Source organism: Streptomyces sp. NPDC031554 (assembly GCF_055580685.1).
On record NZ_JBVIKX010000018.1, the window covers coordinates 114192 to 131845 of the forward strand.

The 17654-nt window shown below is 72.1% G+C and carries 14 protein-coding genes; 5 read left to right on the forward strand and 9 right to left on the reverse strand.

Features of this window, described 5'->3' with window-relative positions; all coding sequences use genetic code 11:
- Nucleotides 1-114 precede the first annotated feature (114 nt).
- From ACZ5FU_RS32890 to ACZ5FU_RS32905, 4 genes are all read right to left on the reverse strand, one after another.
- The gene (locus ACZ5FU_RS32890) at nt 115-1809 is read right to left on the reverse strand and encodes a glycoside hydrolase family 13 protein (RefSeq protein ID WP_451526473.1); all 1695 of its coding nucleotides are present in this window, start codon (nt 1807-1809) and stop codon (nt 115-117) included.
- Nucleotides 1810-2092: 283 nt separating this feature from the next.
- Nucleotides 2093-2998: a sugar ABC transporter permease gene (locus ACZ5FU_RS32895; protein ID WP_468643603.1), complete on the reverse strand. Its 906-nt coding sequence runs from the start codon at nt 2996-2998 to the stop codon at nt 2093-2095.
- A gap of 13 nt (nt 2999-3011) precedes the next feature.
- Nucleotides 3012-4013 (reverse strand): carbohydrate ABC transporter permease, encoded by a 1002-nt coding sequence (locus ACZ5FU_RS32900; RefSeq protein WP_451526475.1) that lies wholly within the window; start codon nt 4011-4013, stop codon nt 3012-3014.
- Nucleotides 4014-4121: 108 nt separating this feature from the next.
- Nucleotides 4122-5396, reverse strand: a complete 1275-nt coding sequence (locus ACZ5FU_RS32905) for an extracellular solute-binding protein (RefSeq protein ID WP_468643601.1) — start codon at nt 5394-5396, stop codon at nt 4122-4124.
- Between the two features lie 381 nt (nt 5397-5777).
- Between ACZ5FU_RS32905 and ACZ5FU_RS32910 the strand changes: the two genes are divergently transcribed.
- The gene (locus ACZ5FU_RS32910) at nt 5778-6812 is read left to right on the forward strand and encodes a LacI family DNA-binding transcriptional regulator (protein ID WP_451526477.1); all 1035 of its coding nucleotides are present in this window, start codon (nt 5778-5780) and stop codon (nt 6810-6812) included.
- Nucleotides 6813-6943: 131 nt separating this feature from the next.
- Nucleotides 6944-7774, forward strand: coding sequence for a phosphatase PAP2 family protein (locus tag ACZ5FU_RS32915; protein ID WP_451526478.1), 831 nt, complete (start codon nt 6944-6946; stop codon nt 7772-7774).
- A 235-nt stretch (nt 7775-8009) separates the two neighbouring features.
- Here ACZ5FU_RS32915 and ACZ5FU_RS32920 read toward each other — a convergent pair whose 3' ends face one another.
- Nucleotides 8010-11006 carry a bifunctional [glutamine synthetase] adenylyltransferase/[glutamine synthetase]-adenylyl-L-tyrosine phosphorylase gene (locus tag ACZ5FU_RS32920; RefSeq protein WP_468643598.1) on the reverse strand — a complete coding sequence of 999 codons (2997 nt, stop codon included), beginning with the start codon at nt 11004-11006 and terminating at the stop codon, nt 8010-8012.
- 170 nt (nt 11007-11176) lie between these two features.
- Between ACZ5FU_RS32920 and ACZ5FU_RS32925 the strand changes: the two genes are divergently transcribed.
- Entirely contained in the window at nt 11177-11620 is a 444-nt protein-coding gene (locus ACZ5FU_RS32925) for a VOC family protein (RefSeq protein ID WP_469047661.1), read from the forward strand.
- A 52-nt stretch (nt 11621-11672) separates the two neighbouring features.
- Here the strand turns inward: ACZ5FU_RS32925 and glnA are convergent, their stop codons facing one another.
- Complete coding sequence (gene glnA / locus ACZ5FU_RS32930; protein WP_383248502.1) at nt 11673-13034, reverse strand: type I glutamate--ammonia ligase; 1362 nt, start codon at nt 13032-13034, stop codon at nt 11673-11675.
- 317 nt (nt 13035-13351) lie between these two features.
- Between glnA and ACZ5FU_RS32935 the strand changes: the two genes are divergently transcribed.
- The gene (locus tag ACZ5FU_RS32935; protein ID WP_468643593.1) at nt 13352-14536 is read left to right on the forward strand and encodes a globin domain-containing protein; all 1185 of its coding nucleotides are present in this window, start codon (nt 13352-13354) and stop codon (nt 14534-14536) included.
- A gap of 15 nt (nt 14537-14551) precedes the next feature.
- Here the strand turns inward: ACZ5FU_RS32935 and ACZ5FU_RS32940 are convergent, their stop codons facing one another.
- The gene (locus ACZ5FU_RS32940; protein ID WP_469047662.1) at nt 14552-15301 is read right to left on the reverse strand and encodes a class F sortase; all 750 of its coding nucleotides are present in this window, start codon (nt 15299-15301) and stop codon (nt 14552-14554) included.
- A gap of 103 nt (nt 15302-15404) precedes the next feature.
- Entirely contained in the window at nt 15405-15896 is a 492-nt protein-coding gene (locus ACZ5FU_RS32945) for an LPXTG cell wall anchor domain-containing protein (RefSeq protein ID WP_468643591.1), read from the reverse strand.
- Nucleotides 15897-16267: 371 nt separating this feature from the next.
- Here ACZ5FU_RS32945 and ACZ5FU_RS32950 point away from each other — a divergent pair, with 371 nt between their 5' ends.
- Nucleotides 16268-16798, forward strand: a complete 531-nt coding sequence (locus ACZ5FU_RS32950) for a DUF4232 domain-containing protein (protein ID WP_451526486.1) — start codon at nt 16268-16270, stop codon at nt 16796-16798.
- A 223-nt stretch (nt 16799-17021) separates the two neighbouring features.
- Here the strand turns inward: ACZ5FU_RS32950 and ACZ5FU_RS32955 are convergent, their stop codons facing one another.
- Nucleotides 17022-17459 carry an RrF2 family transcriptional regulator gene (locus ACZ5FU_RS32955; protein WP_451526487.1) on the reverse strand — a complete coding sequence of 146 codons (438 nt, stop codon included), beginning with the start codon at nt 17457-17459 and terminating at the stop codon, nt 17022-17024.
- Nucleotides 17460-17654 lie beyond the last annotated feature (195 nt).

Genomic DNA, 17654 nt, shown 5'->3' on the forward strand with positions numbered 1-17654 from the left:
GGCCGGGTGAAGTTGATGCAAGAAGTTTCTCGGGACCGTCAGACCGTGGCGGGCCGGACCGTCAGGTCATGTCGGACCGGATCCGACCAGACCTGACCGGACCGGACCGGGCCGTCAGACCGTGTCGAACCACACCGTCGTGTCGGCCGGGAGCCGCACTCCGCCGTCCGCCTCGGCCGGCTCACCGCTGGCGAGCAGGACACGGCCGTACGCCGGGATCGTCACCGGCTCACCGGTGGTGTTGGCGACGCACACGAACGCGCCGCGCCGCAACGCCAGGACGCCCTCGGGGGCGCGCAGCCACTCCACCGAGTCGCCCGCGCCGAGGTCCGGCCGGGACCGGCGCAGCGCCAGCGCCGAGCGGTACAGCTCCAGGGTCGAGCCGGACACGCCCTGCTGCGCCTCGACGCTCAGCTCGCCCCAGCCCTCGGGCTGCGGCAGCCAGCTGCCGCCACCGCCGAAGCCGTACGACGAGCCCTCGCGGGTCCACGGGATCGGGACCCGGCAGCCGTCGCGGAAGCCGTCCTGGCCGGCGCCGCGGAAGTACGCCGGGTCCTGGCGGACCTCGTCGGGCAGGTCGACGACGTCCGGCAGGCCCAGTTCCTCGCCCTGGTAGACGTAGGCCGAGCCGGGCAGCGCCAGCATCAGCAGACTGGCCGCGCGGGCGCGCCGAAGGCCCAGGTCGCGGTCGCCCGCCGTGCGGATCTGGGTGCCGAGGCCGGGCGGGTTGGCGAAGCGGGTGGCGTGCCGGGTGACGTCGTGGTTGGAGAGCACCCAGGTGGCCGGGGCGCCGACCGGACGCATGGCCTCCAGGGTGCGGTCGACGACCTCGCGCAGCTCCTTGGCGTCCCACTCGGTCGCCAGGTACTGGAAGTTGAAGGCCTGGTGCAGCTCGTCGGGGCGGACGTAGTTGGCGGTCCGCTCGACGGTCGGGGTCCACGCCTCGGCGACGAAGATCCGCTCACCGGCGTACTCGTCGAGGACCAGACGCCACTGCCGGTAGACCTCGTGCACGCCGTCCTGGTCGAAGAACGGCATGACATCGTTGCCCAGCAGCTTGAGCTGGTCGTGGGAGCCCAGGTCGGGCAGTCCGGGCGCCTTGACCAGGCCGTGTGCCACGTCGATGCGGAAGCCGTCGACGCCGATGTCGAGCCAGAACCGCAGGATGGAGCGGAACTCGTCGCCGACGGCCGGGTGTTCCCAGTTGAAGTCGGGCTGTTCGGGCGCGAAGAGGTGCAGGTACCACTCGCCGGGCGTGCCGTCGGGCTCGGTCACCCGGGTCCAGGCCGGGCCGCCGAAGATGGACTCCCAGTCGTTGGGCGGCAGTTCGCCGTCCGCGCCCTTGCCGGGGCGGAAGTGGTAGCGGTCGCGCAGCGCGGAGCCGGGGCCCTCGGCGAGCGCCCGCTTGAACCACTCGTGCTGGTCGGAGGAGTGGTTGGGGACCAGGTCGACGATGATCCTCAGGCCCAGCCCGTGGGCGTCGCGGATCAGGGCGTCGGCGTCCAGGAGGTTGCCGAACATCGGGTCGACGGCACGGTAGTCGGCGACGTCGTAGCCGGCGTCGGCCTGCGGCGAGGCGTAGAAGGGGCTCAGCCACACGGCGTCCACGCCGAGGTCGCGCAGGTACGGGAGGCGGGAGCGTACGCCCTCCAGGTCGCCCATGCCGTCGCCGTTGCTGTCGGCGAAACTGCGCGGGTACACCTGGTAGATGACCGCGTCCCGCCACCAGTCGCCGCGCTGCGCGACGGTGGCGACGGCCGGGGCGGGCCGGGTGGTCGGGGCCGGGGCGGCGGAGTGCTGCTGGCTCATGGCTTCCTTGATGCGGTGGGGGTCCCCCGCCCGGACGGGGCCGGGCGGGGAAGGAGTCATCGGGTTCGGACGGATGTACGGCGGTGGCCGACGAGGCGGCCGCGGTCACAGCGGGGTCGGATGGTGACCGCGGCCGCCTCGGGTCTTCGGTGGGCGCCGCCCCCGAGGGGGCGCGGGGTGGCCGGCCCGCGGCCGCCGCCGCGGGATCCGGCGCCTGCGGGAGCGGCCGCGGGTTCGCGGCCGGTGGTCCACGGCGGTCGCAGGACCGCCCTCCCGCAGGGCCTCACCCCTTGGTGCCGCCCGCGGTCAGGCCGGTCACCAGGTTCTTCTGCACGAGGTAGAAGAACGCGGAGACGGGTATCGCGATCAGCACCGCGGTGGCGGCCATCAGGTTGCGCTGTGCGTCGTGCTCGCTGACGAAGCTCTGGAGTCCGACGGCGAGCGTGTACTTCTCGTCGTCCAGCAGGAACGTGGTGGCGAAGGCGACCTCGCCGAAGGCCGTGATGAAGCTGTAGAACGCGGCCACCGCGAGGCCCGGCTTGGCGAGCGGCAGGATCAGCCGCGCGAAGGTGCCGAAGGGGGTGAGCCCGTCGACCCGGCCGGCCTCGTCGATCTCGAACGGGATGGTGTCGAAGTAGCCCTTGAGCAGCCAGGCGCAGTACGGCACCGCGGTCGAGCAGTAGACCAGGATCAGGCCGAAGTAGGTGTCGATGAGCTGGAGGTCCGACAGGATCTGGTACATCGGCACCATCAGCACGGCGACCGGGAACATCTGGGTCACCAGCAGCACCCACATGAACTTGCGGTAGCCGGGGAAGCGCATGCGGGAGACCGCGTAGCCGGTGGTGGCGGCGATCAGCACGCCGATCACCGTGGTGCCCAGCGACACGATCAGCGAGCTCTTCAGCCAGTCGAAGAAGTTCGTGTCCTGGAGGACGAACGCATAGTTGTCGAAGGTCATCTTCGACCAGATGCGCCCGGGGTGGAGGTAGTCGTCCTTGTCCGGGCCGAGCGAGAGGTAGACCAGCCAGGCGATCGGGAAGAGCGCGATCAGCGCGGCGGCGGCCAGCACGCCGTGCGAGGCGAGCGAGGCGAGGACACCGCGCTTCCCGCGCCCCCGGGGCTTGCCGGCGGCGGCCGCGGGGGGCTCGGTCACGTCGGCGGAGGTCTCGACGGTGGTGGTGCTCATGGGAACTCCTGCCTCAGATCGCGAGCTGCTGCTCGTTGCGGTTCAGCCAGCGGCGGTAGAACGAGGTGAAGACGATCAGGATGGCCAGCAGCAGGATGCCGTAGGCCGCCGACTGGGCGAAGTCACGCGGCTGCTGTCCGAAGCCGAGGTAGTACGCCCAGGTGACGAGGATCTGGGCGTCCGGCGCGGTGTTGCCGAACAGCAGGAAGATCACGGCGAACTGGTTGAAGGTCCAGATGATGCCGAGGAGGACGACGGTGGAGCTGACCGAGCGCAGGCCGGGCAGGGTGACGTAGCGGAACCGCTGCCAGGCATTGGCGCCGTCCATCTCGGCCGCCTCGTAGAGCGAGGAGTCGATGGACTGCAGGCCGCCGAGGAGGGAGACCATCATGAACGGCACGCCGCACCAGGTGTTGACCATGATCGCGGCGAACCGCTGCCAGAAGCTGTCCTCCAGCCACAGCGGCGCCGGCAGGTGCAGGCTCTCCAGGGCGGAGTTGATGATGCCGCCGTCGGCGAGCATGAACCGCCAGCCGAAGACGGTGACGAAGGTCGGCACCGCCCAGGGCAGGACCAGGATCAGCCGGTAGAAGGTGCGTCCGCGCAGCTTCTGGTTGAGCAGGAGGGCGAGGCCGAGACCGATGGTGTAGTGCAGGGCGACACAGGCCGCCGTCCAGACGATCGTCCAGAGGAAGTGCGACCAGAAGCGGTCGTAGGCGGTCTCGCCCCACAGGATGTCGGCGTAGTTGTCCAGGCCGATGAACCTGTAGGTGGCCTCGATCTCGTTGACGCCGATCGTGCGGGCCGTGTTGAGGCTGTTGGCGTCGGTGAGGGTGAGGTACATGCCGTACCCGAGGGGGTACAGCACGAGGACGCCGAGGACGACCACCACGGGGATGATCATGACGTAGGCGTACCAGTGCTTCTGGTAACCGTGCTTCAGGCGCTGACCCAGCCCGGGGCGCGGCGCGTCACCGCGGCGCTTGCCGGTCGCGCGGTCGATGGCGACTGTCATGGTTCGACACCTTCTGGAAATTCGAAGATCAGGGGCGGGCTGGGGCACAGGCCGGTGGCCGCCGGATCACGCCCCCGTGCTCGGGGTGATCCGGCGGCCACGCGGGGCTCACTTGCTGAAGTCCGGCACCAGCTTGGCGATGGAGGTCTCAGCGGTGCTCAGGCCCTTGTCGAGGGTGACCTTGCCTCCCGCGATCTTGGGCAGTTCGTCGTCCAGCGGGCCCCACAGGGAGCTGTACTCCGGCAGCGCCGGGCGCGGCTGGGCGGCGGACAGCACGGTCTGGTAGCCGGCGATGCCCGGGTCGGCCTTGACCTCGGCGGTGTAGGCGTCGTCGCGCGTCGGCAGCGTGGAGTTCTTCTGCGCGATGGCCGCCTGGGTCTTCGCGGAGGCCATGAAGTTGACGAACTTCAGCGCGGCCTTCTGGTGGGCGGCGTCGGAGCCGGCGTAGACCGAGAGGTTGTGGCCGCCGGTCGGGGCGCCCGCCTTGCCGGTGGAGCCGGCCGGGACGGTGGCGATGCCCAGGTTGTTCTTGTCCGCGAAGGCCGAACCCTTGTAGAAGTTCGTGATCTCCCACGGGCCCTGGACGATGGCCGCGACCTTGCCGTTGACGAAGGCGTCCTGGATGTGGGCGTAGGCGTCCGCGGTGGTGTCGGCCTTGTGCAGGCCCTTGCCGTCGAACATGCCGAGCCAGGTGCCGTACGCCTTCTTCGCCGCCGCCGCGTTGACGGTGATCTTCTTGGCGTCGGCGTCGACGGTGTCGGTGCCCTCACCGTAGAGGAAGGACTGGGCGTAGTAGGCCTGGGTGGAGCCCCAGTAGCCGTCGACGCCGGTCTTGTCCTTGATCGTGGCGGCGGCCTTCTTCAGGTCGTCCCAGCTCTTGGGCGCCTCGGCGATGCCGGCCTTGGCGAAGAGCTCCTTGTTGTAGACGAGGGCGAGGGTGTCGGTGACGAAGGGCACGCCGTACGTCTTGCCCTCGTACTTCGCCTGCTCGATCAGGTTCGGCTTGAACTTGTCCTGGTCGGCGAGGGCCTCGGTGCCGTCCAGCGGCAGGAAGAAGCCCTTCTTGGCGAAGGCGGGGGTCCAGCCGACCTCGGAGCGCAGCACGTCCGGGGCACCCTTGGAGCCTGCGGCGGTGTCGAACTTGTTCTGCGCCTGGTCGAAGGGAACGTTGACGTACTTGACCTTGACGTCCTTGTTCGCGGCCTCGAACTCCTTGACCAAGGCCTGGTACGTCGGCGCCTCGTTGGTGGCGTTGGAGGTGTCCCACCAGGTGATGGTGACCGGACCGTCGGCCGAGTCGCCGCTGTCGTCACTGCCGCCGCAGGCCGTCGCCGCGAGGGCGAGGGACGCCACCAGCGCGGTGGCCGCTATGCCACGCCGCATTGAGTTCTCCTTGAGGGTGAAAGCCCGTGAAGCTCGGGGAGCGGTCCCGTCCGCCGTCCCCGTCCACTTGCCGACTGCGCCTTTGCGGCCGCCGGGCGTCCAGAACGTAACAGCGATGTAAGCGTTGCGAAAGACCTTGCAGAAAAGAAGTGCAAGAGATCTCCGAAGTTATTCGGGCGTGACCTCTCGGCGACCGTCATGAGACGCTTGTTTTCAACGGTGGAGCGGTCAGGGGCGGGTTGTGCAAGACTCTGCAAGCTCTTGCCATCACTTTCATGAGGGAGCGCGATGACGCAGCAGCCCGGCCGGGGCCGTCCGACAGGTCGCCCGCGGCGCCCGTTTGGTGTGCAAGGGGACACCTGGCCGGTACAGTCCAATCCTGTGACCACACGGCTTGCCGACATCGCTGCGCAGGCGGGGGTGAGCGAAGCGACCGTCAGCCGCGTCCTCAACGGGAAGCCCGGCGTCGCCGCCACCACCCGCCAGTCCGTGCTCGCCGCTCTGGACGTCCTGGGCTACGAGCGCCCCGTCCGCCTGCGCCAGCGCAGCGCCGGCCTGGTCGGTCTGATCACGCCCGAGCTGGAGAACCCCATATTCCCGGCCCTGGCCCAGGTCATCGGCCAGGCGCTGACCCGCCAGGGCTACACCCCGGTGCTCGCCACCCAGACGCCGGGCGGCTCCACCGAGGACGAGCTGACCGAGATGCTGGTGGACCGCGGGGTCGCCGGCATCATCTACGTCTCCGGTCTGCACGCGGACACCACCGCCGACATGCAGCGCTACGAGCAGCTGCGCGCGCAGGGCGTCCCCTTCGTCCTCGTCGACGGCTTCTCCCCCAAGGTGCAGGCGCCGTTCATCTCCCCCGACGACCGGGCGGCGATGGCCCTGGCCGTCACCCACCTCGCCTCCCTCGGCCACACCCGGATCGGTCTGGCCCTCGGCCCGAAGCGCTTCGTGCCGGTGCAGCGCAAGATCGAGGGCTTCGTGCGCGCCATGCAGGAGACCCTCGGACTGAACGCGGAGACGGTCGAGCAGGACCTGGTCCAGCACTCCCTCTACACCCTGGAGGGCGGTCAGGCCGCCACCCTGGCCCTCATCGACCGCGACTGCACGGCGGTGGTCTGCGCCAGCGACATGATGGCCCTCGGCGCGATACGGGCGGCCCGCCAGCGGGACCTGTCGGTCCCCCACGACATCTCCGTCGTCGGGTTCGACGACTCCCCCCTGATCGCCTTCACCGACCCGCCCCTGACGACGGTCCGCAAGCCGGTCCCCGCGATGGGGCAGGCCGCGGTGCGCACCCTGCTGGAGGAGATCGGCGGTACGCCGGCCCCGCACAGCGAGTTCGTGTTCATGCCGGAGCTGGTGGTCCGCGGCTCGACGGCCTCGGCGCCGGGCGACCGGTCTCGTCCGTAGGGTGGAGACGTCCGCTTCGGGCCGGTACGTCCGCCGTATCCCCGAGGGGGTCCGGGAGGGGGAGAACATGCGGGCGGTATCGGACCAGGGGATGATCGGAGAAGAAGGCTTTTCTGGCAGACTCTGTGTCCATGGGTGAATCGACCGTGACGTCTCTGGAAGGCCATGACCAGGCCGTCCCGGAGCCTGTCACGGCCCCGGAGCCCCCTGGCCGGCTGCGGCGGCTGCGCACTCCGCGCCGTCCGCGCCTGTGGTTCGAGATCCTGCTGATCGCGGTGAGTTACTGGACGTACTCGCAGATCCGCAACGCGGTCCCGGAGCAGCGGACCGCGGCCCTGCGCAACGCCGACTGGATCTGGCGGGTGGAGCACCATCTGGCCATCGCCGTCGAGGAGTCCGTCAACCACGCGGTCAACTCGGTCACCTGGCTCATCGTCGGCATGAACTACTACTACGCCACGCTGCACTTCGTGCTGACCCTGGGCGTCCTGGTCTGGCTCTACCGTCTCCATCCCGGCCGTTACGCGGCCACGCGGCTCGCCCTGTTCGCCACCACGGCCGTGGCGCTGGTCGGCTACTACCTGTACCCGCTGGCCCCGCCCCGCCTGATGAACGGCGGCGTCTTCATCGACACGGTGGTCGTCCACCAGACCTGGGGCTCGATGGCCTCCGGCGACCTCAAGAACATGTCGAACCAGTACGCCGCGATGCCCTCCATGCACATCGGCTGGTCCCTGTGGTGCGGCCTGACGATCTTCGCCCTGGCCGGGGTGGCCTGGGTACGCGTCCTGGGCCTGCTCTACCCGGTGCTCACCCTGGTCGTCATCGTCGCCACCGCCAACCACTTCTGGCTGGACGCCGTGGGCGGTCTCGTCTGCCTCGCCTTCGGCTACACGGTGGCCCGCCTCTGGTACGGCGCCCTGCCGCACGCGCTGCCGCGACACCCGCCACCGAGACCGTAGGCACGCGGCGGGCCGTCGTCCCCGCGGGACTCCGTATCCGCGGGCCGCCGTATCCGCGGGTGCCGGCCGGGCGGCGGCCGGGCACTCCGCCCTCATCCGCGCACTCTCCCGGCGGTCACCGTGGCCCGGGCCGCCCGGTGCCCGCCCGGTGGTCCGCTCCGGCCGCGCGGTCCCGGCCTTCCCGGTTCCGGCCTTCCCGGCCCCGTGCTCCGCGGCGCCGGGCGCCCGCGCGCCGTCACGCCCCGTAGAACAGCGCGTCCACGACCTGCCGGGCCAGCCGTCCGGTCCGCCGGTAGTCGTCCAGCATGTCCCCCACGTGACCGGGCCCGTACCCCAGGTACCGTCCTACGGCGGCCAGCTCGCGGGGGTCGGAGGGGAAGGTGTCCCCCGCCCGCCCGCGCACCAGCATCACCGCGTTGCGCACCCGGGTGGCCAGTACCCAGGCCTCGTCCAGCGTCGCCGCGTCCTCCTGCGACAGCAGCCCGCAGTCCCGGGCGGCGGCCAGCGCGGCCCGGGTGCGGGTGGTCCGCAGCCCCGGCTCCCGCGCCCCGTACCGCAGCTGGAGCAGCTGCACGGTCCACTCGACGTCCGACAGGCCGCCCGGTCCGAGTTTGGTGTGCAGCTTGGGGTCGGCCCCGCGGGGCATCCGCTCCGTCTCCATCCGCGCCTTCAGCCGGCGGATCTCGCGCACCGCGTCGTCCCCGAGCCCGGCCGGCGGGTACCGCAGCGGGTCGATCAGCTCGACGAACCGCCGCCCCAGCTCCTCGTCGCCGGCCACCGGTTCGGCCCGCAGCAGCGCCTGCGACTCCCACCCCAGCGACCACCGCCGGTAGTAGGCCGCGTACGAGTTCAGCGTCCGCACCAGCGGCCCGGACTTCCCCTCCGGCCGCAGGTCGGCGTCGACGAGCAGCGGCGGGTCGGCGCTGGGCACCTGCAGCAGCCGCCGCATCTCGGCGACGACCGCGTTGGCCGCCCGCCCGGCCTCGTGCTCGTCGGCCCCCTCGCGGGGCTGGTGCACGAACAGCACGTCCGCGTCGGACCCGTAGCCCAGCTCGTGGCCCCCGAACCGTCCCATGCCGATGATCGCGAACCGGGTGGGCAGCGTGTCGCCCCAGCCCTCGCGCACCACGGCCCGCAGGGTGCCGGCCAGGGTGGCCGCGGTCAGGTCGGAGACGGCCCCGCCGACCAGGTCGACGAGGGCGCCCTGGTCGGCCTCGACGGGCTGCGCCTCCGTGCCGTAGGAGGCGACGATGTCCGCGGCGGCCGTGCGGAACAGTTCCCTGCGCCGCACCCCGCGCGCCGCGGTGACCGCCTGCACGGCGCCGTCCGCGCGCTTGACCGCGGCGAGGATCTCCTGCTCCAGGTGGGCCCGGCCGCGCGGTGCCAGCCCGCCGCCGTCGCCGTCGCCGAGCAGCGCGACGGCCTCGGGCGCCCGCATCAGCAGATCGGGCGCGAGCCGCCCCGCCGACAGGACCCGTGCCAGGTTCTCCGCGGCCGCGCCCTCGTCGCGCAGCAGCCGCAGGTACCACGGCGTCTTCCCCAGCGCGTCGGACACCTTGCGGAAGTTGAGCAGTCCGGCGTCCGGGTCGGCGGAGTCGGCGAACCAGCCGAGCAGCACCGGCAGCAGCGTCCGCTGGATCGCCGCCTTGCGGGTCACCCCGGACGCCAGCGCCTCCAGGTGCCGCAGGGCCGCGGCCGGGTCGGCGTAGCCGAGCGCGACGAGCCGCTCGCGGGCGGCCGCGGTGCTCAGCCGCGCCTCGCCGGGGGCGAGCTGGGCCACCGCGTCCAGCAGCGGCCGGTAGAACAGCTTCTCGTGCAGCCTCCGTACGACGGCGGCGTGCCGCTTCCACTCGCGGTTCAGCTCGGCCACCGGGTCGGCCCGCAGCCCGAGGGACCGTCCCAGCCGCCGCTGGTCGCCCTCGGCCTCGGGCACGAGGTGGGTGCGGCGCAGCTGGTGGAGCTGGATCCGGTGCTCCATGGACCGCAGGAACCGGTAGGCGTCGTCGAGCTGGACGGCGTCGGCCCGCCCGACGTAGCCGCCGGCGGCGAGCGCCCGCAGCGCGTCGAGGGTGGTGCCGCTGCGCAGTGACGCGTCGGCCCGCCCGTGCACCAGCTGGAGCAGCTGCACGGCGAACTCGACGTCGCGCAGCCCGCCGGGTCCGAGCTTGAGCTCGCGCTCGATCTCGGAGGGGGGGATGTTCTCGACGACCCGCCGCCGCATCTTCTGCACGTCGGCGACGAAGTTCTCCCGCTCGGCGGCCTGCCACACCAGCGGCTCCACGGCGGCGACGTACTCCGCGCCCAGGGCGAGGTCCCCCGCGACCGGGCGGGCCTTCAGCAGGGCCTGGAACTCCCAGGTCTTGGCCCAGCGCCGGTAGTAGGCGAGGTGGCTGCTGAGCGTGCGCACCAGGGGGCCGTTGCGGCCCTCGGGGCGCAGGTTGGCGTCGACGGGCCAGATGGAACCCTCGACGGTGGTCTCCGAGCAGATCCGCATCATGTGCGAGGCCAGCTTGGTGGCGGCGCGCAGCGCCTTGTCCTCGTCGGCCCCGTCGGCAACCTCGCCGACGAAGATGACGTCGACGTCGGAGACGTAGTTCAGCTCGTGTCCGCCGCACTTGCCCATCGCGATCACCGCGAGCCGGCACAGCGCGGCGTCGTCGGGGGCGGCGGCCCGGGCGAGGCCGAGGGCGGCCCGGAGCGTGGCGGTGGCCAGGTCGGCCAGTTCGGCGGCGGTCTCGGCCAGCTCGATGGTCCCGCACACGTCGCGGGCGGCGATGGAGAGCAGGCAGCGCCGGTAGGCGACCCGCAGCGCGACCGGGTCGTCGGCCCCGGCGAGTCCGCGTTCGAACTCCTCCACCCCGGGGTGGAGGTCATGCGGCTCGTAGGTGACCAGGGCCTCCCAGTCCCGGGGGTGCCGGGCGAGGTGGTCGGCGAGGGCGGCGGAGGCGCCGAGGACCCCGAGCAGCCGGTCGCGCAGCGGCTTGGCGGCTATCACGGTGTCGATCAGCTCGCGCCGGGCGCTCTCACCGGGCTGGGCCTCCAGCAGCCGGACGAGCCCTCGCAGGGCGAGGTCGGGGTCGGCGGTGCGGCCGAGGGCCTCCAGCAGCACCGGGTCGTCGCGCACCGGGGACAGCTCGACGCCGTCCAGGAGGCGCTCGGCGGCGGAGGCATCGGTGAACCCGTGCCGCAGCAGTCGCGTGAAGGTGCTGCTCCTGCGCCCCGGCCCCGTCATCCCGGCCTCCTCCGCTGCGATCAAGGTCGTACGGACTTGAGCGTAACCCGCGTCGCCACGGTGGCGCCCGGGCCGGGTCTCGGGTTGTGTGGGGGCGGTCACGCCTCTCACGGCCGCCCCCGGGGAGGGCCGTACGGCGTGCACGACGGTCGCGACGAAGGAGTCACTCCATGGACATGACCCTCGAAGTCATCCTGTTGCCGGTGTCCGACGTGGACCGGGCCAAGGAGTTCTACCGGGACAAGGTCGGTTTCCACGTGGACCTCGACGGCGAGGTGATGGACGGCGTACGGATCGTGCAGCTCACTCCGCCCGGCTCGGGCTGTTCGATCGCCCTGGTGGACGGGCTCCAGGTCCCGACGGGCACGCCGAGCCCGGGGACGTACCACGGGATGCAGCTGTGCGTGACGGACGCGAAGGCGGCCCACGAGGAGCTGACCGCCCGCGGCCTGGAGGTGAGCGAACCGCAGCGGTTCTCTCCGCGGGACGGCGCGACGTTCATGTACTTCAAGGATCCCGACGGCAACGGCTGGGCGATCCAGGAGTACCGCCGCCGCGAGACGGAACCCCTGCACCGGGTCCTGGCGGCCCTCGCCGGACAGCGGTCGGAGTGACACCCGCCTCGTGCGGTGGGCGGCCGGGGTCCGGGCCGCCCACCGCACGAGGTCACAGCACCGGCAGGTTCTTCCGCAGCTCGAACGCGGTGACCTCCGAGCGGTACTCCTCCCACTCCTGGCGCTTGTTGCGCAGGAAGAAGTCGAAGACGTGCTCGCCGAGGGTCTCGGCGACCAGGTCGCTGCGCTCCATCAGGGTCAGGGCCTCGCCGAGGTTCTGCGGGAGGGGCTCGATGCCCATCGCGCGGCGCTCGGCGTCGGAGAGGGCCCACACGTCGTCCTCGGCGCCCGGCGGCAGTTCGTAGCCCTCCTCGACGCCCTTGAGGCCGGCGGCCAGCAGCATGGCGTAGGCCAGGTAGGGGTTGGCGCCGGAGTCGAGGGAGCGGACCTCGATGCGGGCCGAGCCGGTCTTGCCGGGCTTGTACATCGGGACGCGGACCAGGGCCGAGCGGTTGTTGTGGCCCCAGCAGATGTACGAGGGGGCCTCGCCGCCGGCGCCGGCGGTGCGCTCGGAGCCGCCCCAGATGCGCTTGTAGGAGTTGACCCACTGGTTGGTCACGGCCGAGATCTCCGCCGCGTGCTTCAGCAGGCCCGCGATGAAGGAGCGGCCGACCTTGGAGAGCTGGTACTCGGAGCCGGACTCGTAGAACGCGTTGCGGTCGCCCTCGAAGAGGGAGAGGTGCGTGTGCATGCCGGAACCGGGGTGCTCGGAGAACGGCTTCGGCATGAAGGTCGCCTGTACGCCCTGCTCCAGCGCGACCTGCTTCATCACCAGGCGGAACGTCATGATGTTGTCGGCCGTGGAGAGCGCGTCGGCGTACCGCAGGTCGATCTCCTGCTGGCCGGGGGCGCCCTCGTGGTGGGAGAACTCGACCGAGATGCCCATCGACTCCAGCATGGTGATCGCCTGGCGGCGGAAGTCCATGCCGATGTTCTGCGGGGTGTGGTCGAAGTAGCCGGAGTTGTCGGCGGGGGTGGGGCGCGAGCCGTCGAGGGGGCGGTCCTTCAGCAGGAAGAACTCGATCTCGGGGTGGGTGTAGAAGGTGAACCCCAGGTCGGAGGCGCGGGCCAGGGCGCGCTTGAGGACGTACCTGGGGTCGGCGAAGGACGGGGAGCCGTCCGGCATGAGGATGTCGCAGAACATGCGGGCGGTGCCGGGCGCCTCCGCGCGCCAGGGCAGGACCTGGAAGGTGGACGGGTCCGGCTTGGCGATCATGTCGGACTCGTACACCCGGGCGAAGCCCTCGATGGCGGAGCCGTCGAAGCCGATCCCTTCATCGAACGCCTGTTCGAGTTCGGCCGGGGCCACGGCGACGGACTTGAGGAAGCCCAGCACGTCCGTGAACCACAGGCGTACGAACCGGATGTCGCGCTCCTCCAACGTCCGGAGCACGAACTCCTGCTGCTTGTCCATCTTCCGCTTCCCCATCCTTGCCGGTCAGGCCGCCTGTCTCCTGCATCACAGGAGGCGGTCGGGCACCTGACATCCCACCACAACACCATTTCACGCGCGTTGCGCACCTCGATCATGCCGCTGACCTCGGAGTGAACGCCTCGCGGGCGGCGGGTGCACCGCTCCCCGCCCATCTTGCCCGTTCACACCGGCATCCGTAATGCCCGGCCCCCTCCGTCCCGCCCCGGCCACTTAATTTGCATATCAGATGCAAGTTTTAATAGCGTGCCGAGCAGTCGAGCGCCGTCCGGTGGCGCAGGCGAGTCCGAGGAGACCTCATGCTGTCCGCACCATCCGCAGCGACCGTCCGAGCCACCCTCCCCGTGGTCGGCGCCGCGATCGGCGAGATCACCGAGCGCTTCTACGCGGGGCTGTTCGAGGCCCACCCGGAGCTGCTGCGGGACCTGTTCAACCGCGGCAACCAGGCCGCCGGAACCCAGCGCCAGGCCCTCGCCGGTTCCATCGCCGCCTTCGCCACGCACCTGGTCGAGCACCCCGACAGCCGCCCCGACGCGATGCTCTCCCGCATCGCGCACAAGCACGCCTCGCTCGGCATCGCGCCCGAGCAGTACGCCGTCGTGCACGAGCACCTCTTCGCCGCCATCGTCGCCGTGCTCGGCGAGGCGGTCACCCCGGAGGTGGCGGCCGCCTGGGACGAGGTCTACTGGCTGATGGCGAACGCGCTGATCGCCGTCGAGAAGCGGCTGTACGAGGAGAGCGGCGGCGCCGACTGGCGTGCCTGGGAGGTCGTCGAGCGCGTCCCCGAGACCGACGACGTCGTCACCTTCCGGCTGCGTCCGGTGGACGGCGGCCCGGTCCGCGACTTCCGCGCCGGTCAGTACGTCTCCGTCCGCGCCGAACTCGCCGACGGCGCCCGCCAGATACGCCAGTACAGCCTGTCCGGCGCCCCCGGTGAGGCGCTCCGCCAGATCAGCGTCAAGCGGGTGCCGGGCGGTACGACGCCCGAGGGCGAGGTCTCCAACCACCTCCACGCGCACGTGGCGGAAGGCGGCGTGCTGGAGCTGTCGGAGCCGTACGGCGACCTCGTCCTGGCCGACGCCCCGGACGCCCCGCTGCTGCTCGCCTCGGCCGGCATCGGCGTGACCCCGATCACGGCGATGCTGGCCCACCTGGCGGCCACCGGGCACCGCGCCCCGGTCACCGTGGTCCACGCCGACCGCTCCCCCGCCGAGCACGCCCTGCGTCGCGAGCAGGCGGCGTACGCGGAGAAGCTCCCCGGGGCGACGGTCCACCTCTGGTACGAGCAGGACGCCCCCGAGGGTGCCCGCACCGGCCTCGCCGACCTCACGGACGTCCCGGTGGCGCCCGGCACGCGCGCGTACCTGTGCGGCCCGCTGCCGTTCATGCGCGCGGTCAGGGCCCAGCTGATCGAGAAGGGGGTCGCCCCGGCGGACGTGCACTACGAGGTGTTCGGCCCGGACCTGTGGCTGGCGGCGGCCTGACGCCGACGGCGCTCGTCACGCCCACCGCGGCTGCCGTACCGCGGTGAGCGTGGCGTAGACGACGACGTTGCCCTGGTATCCGGTGCGCTCGGTGTAACCGCCGCCGCAGGTGATCACGCGCAGTTCGGCCCGGCCGGAACCGCCGTAGACCTTGTCGTCGGGAAAGCGCTCCTTGTCGTAGAGCTCCACGGCGTCGACGGTGAAGACGGCCGTGCGCCGGTCCGCCCGGTCGACCTCGACCGTGTCGCCCTTGGTGACGGAGCCGAGGGCGTAGAAGACGCCGGGCGCGCCGGTGGGCAGGTCCACGTGTCCCGTGGTGACGGCCGTCCCGGCGGATCCGGGGGACGCGCCCCCGCCGTACCAGCCGGCGAGGCCGGGGGCGTCGGCCGGCGGGGGCCGCAGCGCCCCCGCCGCGTCGAGGTCCAGCTCGGTCAGCGGCGCGTCCACGCCGATGGCGGGGATCCGCAGCCGCTGCGGCGGCGAGGGCCGCAGCGGCGGGACGGCGCCTCCCTCCGCCGGGGCGCTGCGGCCGTCGGCCGGAGGGGCCGGGGCGGTGCGGCCGGCGACGGGGGGTGCCGAGCTGGAGAAGGCCTGGCCCGCCGAGGGCTGGGGTGGCTGTCCGTCGCGCAGCGCGCCGGTCACCAGCAGCACGCCCGCCACCAGGGTCCAGGCCAGGAACCTGGCCGAGGGCACGCACGACGGCGCGGAGGCGGAGGTGGGGGTCGGGGCAGGGGTGGGGGTGGGGGTGGAGTGCCCGGGGGCCATCGTGTTCGAGCCTCTCGCTGACGACCGGGGGAGAGTCGATCGGCCGTGCCGTGCGGCTCCCGGTGCGGGTGCGCCAAGAGCCGGTGCGGCGACGCGCGAGCGGTCAGGCGGGGTTCACGGGCGAGCGGCGACGTGCGCGCACCAGCCAGCCGGCGGCACCCGCGGCCAGCAGTGCTCCGCCCAGGGCGAGCTGGGGAGCCGTGCTGCCGGTGTCCCCGAAGCCGGCCTCGACGGCGCCGTTGGGCCGGCCCGCCGTCAGCGTGTACGACTTCGTGAGCCTGATCCGCGGCGGGCATTTGACGGTGACGGTGTCGGTGACGGTCCCGGTTCCCGCGGGCACCGTGAACCGGCCGGTGAGGACGCCCTTGCGCGCCCCCTCGAAGAGGTGGAACGACCCCGCCACCTCGGACTCGCCCTTGCCGTAGGTCACGTCCGCGCCGCAGGCGTCGGTGCTGACGACGACCGTGGAGCCGGAAGGGGCCGTCCGCGAGCGGATGTGGATGTTCGAGCCGTCGGCCGCGGCGGCGGCCGGGATCTGCAGCGTCAGGGCACCGGCCACCAGGCCGATGCCGACGCCGACGTGGGTGATGCGCAAGGGGTCCTCCAGTGAAGTCGCGTCCGGTTTGCCCGTATGGCACCTCTTTTCATTTCCACCGATAAAACGATCGACTCCCCGTCCCCCCTGCGCACTGCGGCAGTCGGACACGGGTTTCACCCGGCAGGCTCATCCGGCGCCCCGCAGGAGGGCGGCCCCGGGCGCCGTCGCGGGAACGGCTGCCGGGGGCGGCGGCGGGACGACGGCGGGGACGGGACAGTGGGGACGGGACGGCGGGAAAGCGTCGCGGAACGATGGCGGGAAAACGTCCCGTGGTGCGCAGAACCTCCCCCGGGCGCCGCACATCTTCAGGTACGCAGGCGCGCACCGACCGGCGCGCCGATCCGCACGCGAGGGGAATCCGTAACTCCATGAACAGCAAGCTGACCGCCGTGGCCCTTGCGGCCGTCGTCGTCGCCGGCACCGCCGCCACCGCCGCCCCGGCCTCGGCCGCCGCACCGACCCGCTGCCACACCGCCGACCTGAAGGCGGGCTTCGCCCTGGGGGACGACGCGAAGCCGCAGATGGGGCAGACCGGGGAGCAGACCCAGGCGTACGTCTGGTTCACCAACCGGAGCGAGCGCACCTGCACCCTGTCCGGTTTCGCCGGTGTCGACATGGTCGGCGCGCAGAAGACCGACGGCACCTGGTCGCTGGCGCGCTCCTCCCAGAAGCCCGTGAAGATCACCCTGGGGCAGGGGGACACGGTGGACTTCGGCATCACCCTGCTCCCGGTGGCCGCGTCCACGCCGCAGGCGGAGAAGTTCGTCCCGTCGAAGTTCCTGGTCACCCCGCCGAACGAGACGGAGCACTTCACCCTGACGTGGCCGTTCGGCGGCCAGATCCTCAAGCAGGACGGCGCCACCCACCCGGGCACCTACCTCAGCCCGGTCGGGCTGTGACCGACCGGACGGCCGCCGCGCCTCCTTCCGGCGGCGGACGCGGCCGGCGCGGGGCTTCCGCGACGGGTTGACCCCTGCGGCTCGAACGGCCGGAGTCCCGCGGGCCTCCGGCCGTTCGGGTCTGCGGCCGTTCGGGGCTCCCCCGCCGCCCGGACCGCGTACCGGCGCGCGCGGCGCGGCGGGAGGCCCGTCGGACGGAGAGCGGCCCCGTCGGGCGGCCCCGTCAGGCCCGCACGGGGATCCCCAGCAGCAGCGGGCCGGTCGGGGTCGCGACGATGTCGGCGATCGTGATCGGGTCCAGCGAGGCGTAGAAGGCCTCCTGGGCCCGGCGCAGGGCGCCGCGCAGGCGGCAGCCGTGGCGCAGGGGGCAGGGGGTGGCACCCTCGCACTCGACGACGTCGCCGTCGCCCTCGAAGGCGCGGACCACGGCGCCCACCGACGCCGCACGGCCCTTCTCCGTCAGGGCGAGGCCGCCGCCCCGGCCGCGGCGGGCCTCCAGGAGACCCCTGTGCTGGAGCTCCGCGACGACCTTGGCCGTGTGGGTGTACGGGACCTCCATGGCGTCGGCCACGTCCCGGGTCGTCGGAGTGGTGGTCCCGTCCACCACCGCGAGCCGCATCAGCACGCGCAGTGCGAGGTCGGTGGATCGCAAGAGCCGCATGCAGGGAAGGGTAGAGGAGACGCCCGCATAATGCGCATCTCCGCTTCCGATTATGCGGGCCGTCCCGGCGCCGATCGCGCCCGTCCACGGCTGTGACCTGCCTAGGCGGTGTCTTCAATTGATCTTGCGTGGTGGATCATGGTCGGGTGATACGTCGTCATGAACTGTCCGATGCTGAGTGGGAGTTCGTCCGGC

What these genes read in the sequence shown, in the direction of transcription:
- ACZ5FU_RS32890 (WP_451526473.1), bottom strand. Translation starts at nt 1,809, where the DNA reads ATGAGCCAGCAGCACTCCGCCGCCCCGGCCCCGACCACCCGGCCCGCC.
- ACZ5FU_RS32895 (WP_468643603.1), bottom strand. Translation starts at nt 2,998, where the DNA reads ATGAGCACCACCACCGTCGAGACCTCCGCCGACGTGACCGAGCCCCCC.
- ACZ5FU_RS32900 (WP_451526475.1), bottom strand. Translation starts at nt 4,013, where the DNA reads ATGACAGTCGCCATCGACCGCGCGACCGGCAAGCGCCGCGGTGACGCG.
- ACZ5FU_RS32905 (WP_468643601.1), bottom strand. Translation starts at nt 5,396, where the DNA reads ATGCGGCGTGGCATAGCGGCCACCGCGCTGGTGGCGTCCCTCGCCCTC.
- ACZ5FU_RS32915 (WP_451526478.1), top strand. Translation starts at nt 6,944, where the DNA reads ATGGGTGAATCGACCGTGACGTCTCTGGAAGGCCATGACCAGGCCGTC.
- ACZ5FU_RS32920 (WP_468643598.1), bottom strand. Translation starts at nt 11,006, where the DNA reads ATGACGGGGCCGGGGCGCAGGAGCAGCACCTTCACGCGACTGCTGCGG.
- ACZ5FU_RS32925 (WP_469047661.1), top strand. Translation starts at nt 11,177, where the DNA reads ATGGACATGACCCTCGAAGTCATCCTGTTGCCGGTGTCCGACGTGGAC.
- glnA (WP_383248502.1), bottom strand. Translation starts at nt 13,034, where the DNA reads ATGGACAAGCAGCAGGAGTTCGTGCTCCGGACGTTGGAGGAGCGCGAC.
- ACZ5FU_RS32935 (WP_468643593.1), top strand. Translation starts at nt 13,352, where the DNA reads ATGCTGTCCGCACCATCCGCAGCGACCGTCCGAGCCACCCTCCCCGTG.
- ACZ5FU_RS32940 (WP_469047662.1), bottom strand. Translation starts at nt 15,301, where the DNA reads ATGGCCCCCGGGCACTCCACCCCCACCCCCACCCCTGCCCCGACCCCC.
- ACZ5FU_RS32950 (WP_451526486.1), top strand. Translation starts at nt 16,268, where the DNA reads ATGAACAGCAAGCTGACCGCCGTGGCCCTTGCGGCCGTCGTCGTCGCC.
- ACZ5FU_RS32955 (WP_451526487.1), bottom strand. Translation starts at nt 17,459, where the DNA reads ATGCGGCTCTTGCGATCCACCGACCTCGCACTGCGCGTGCTGATGCGG.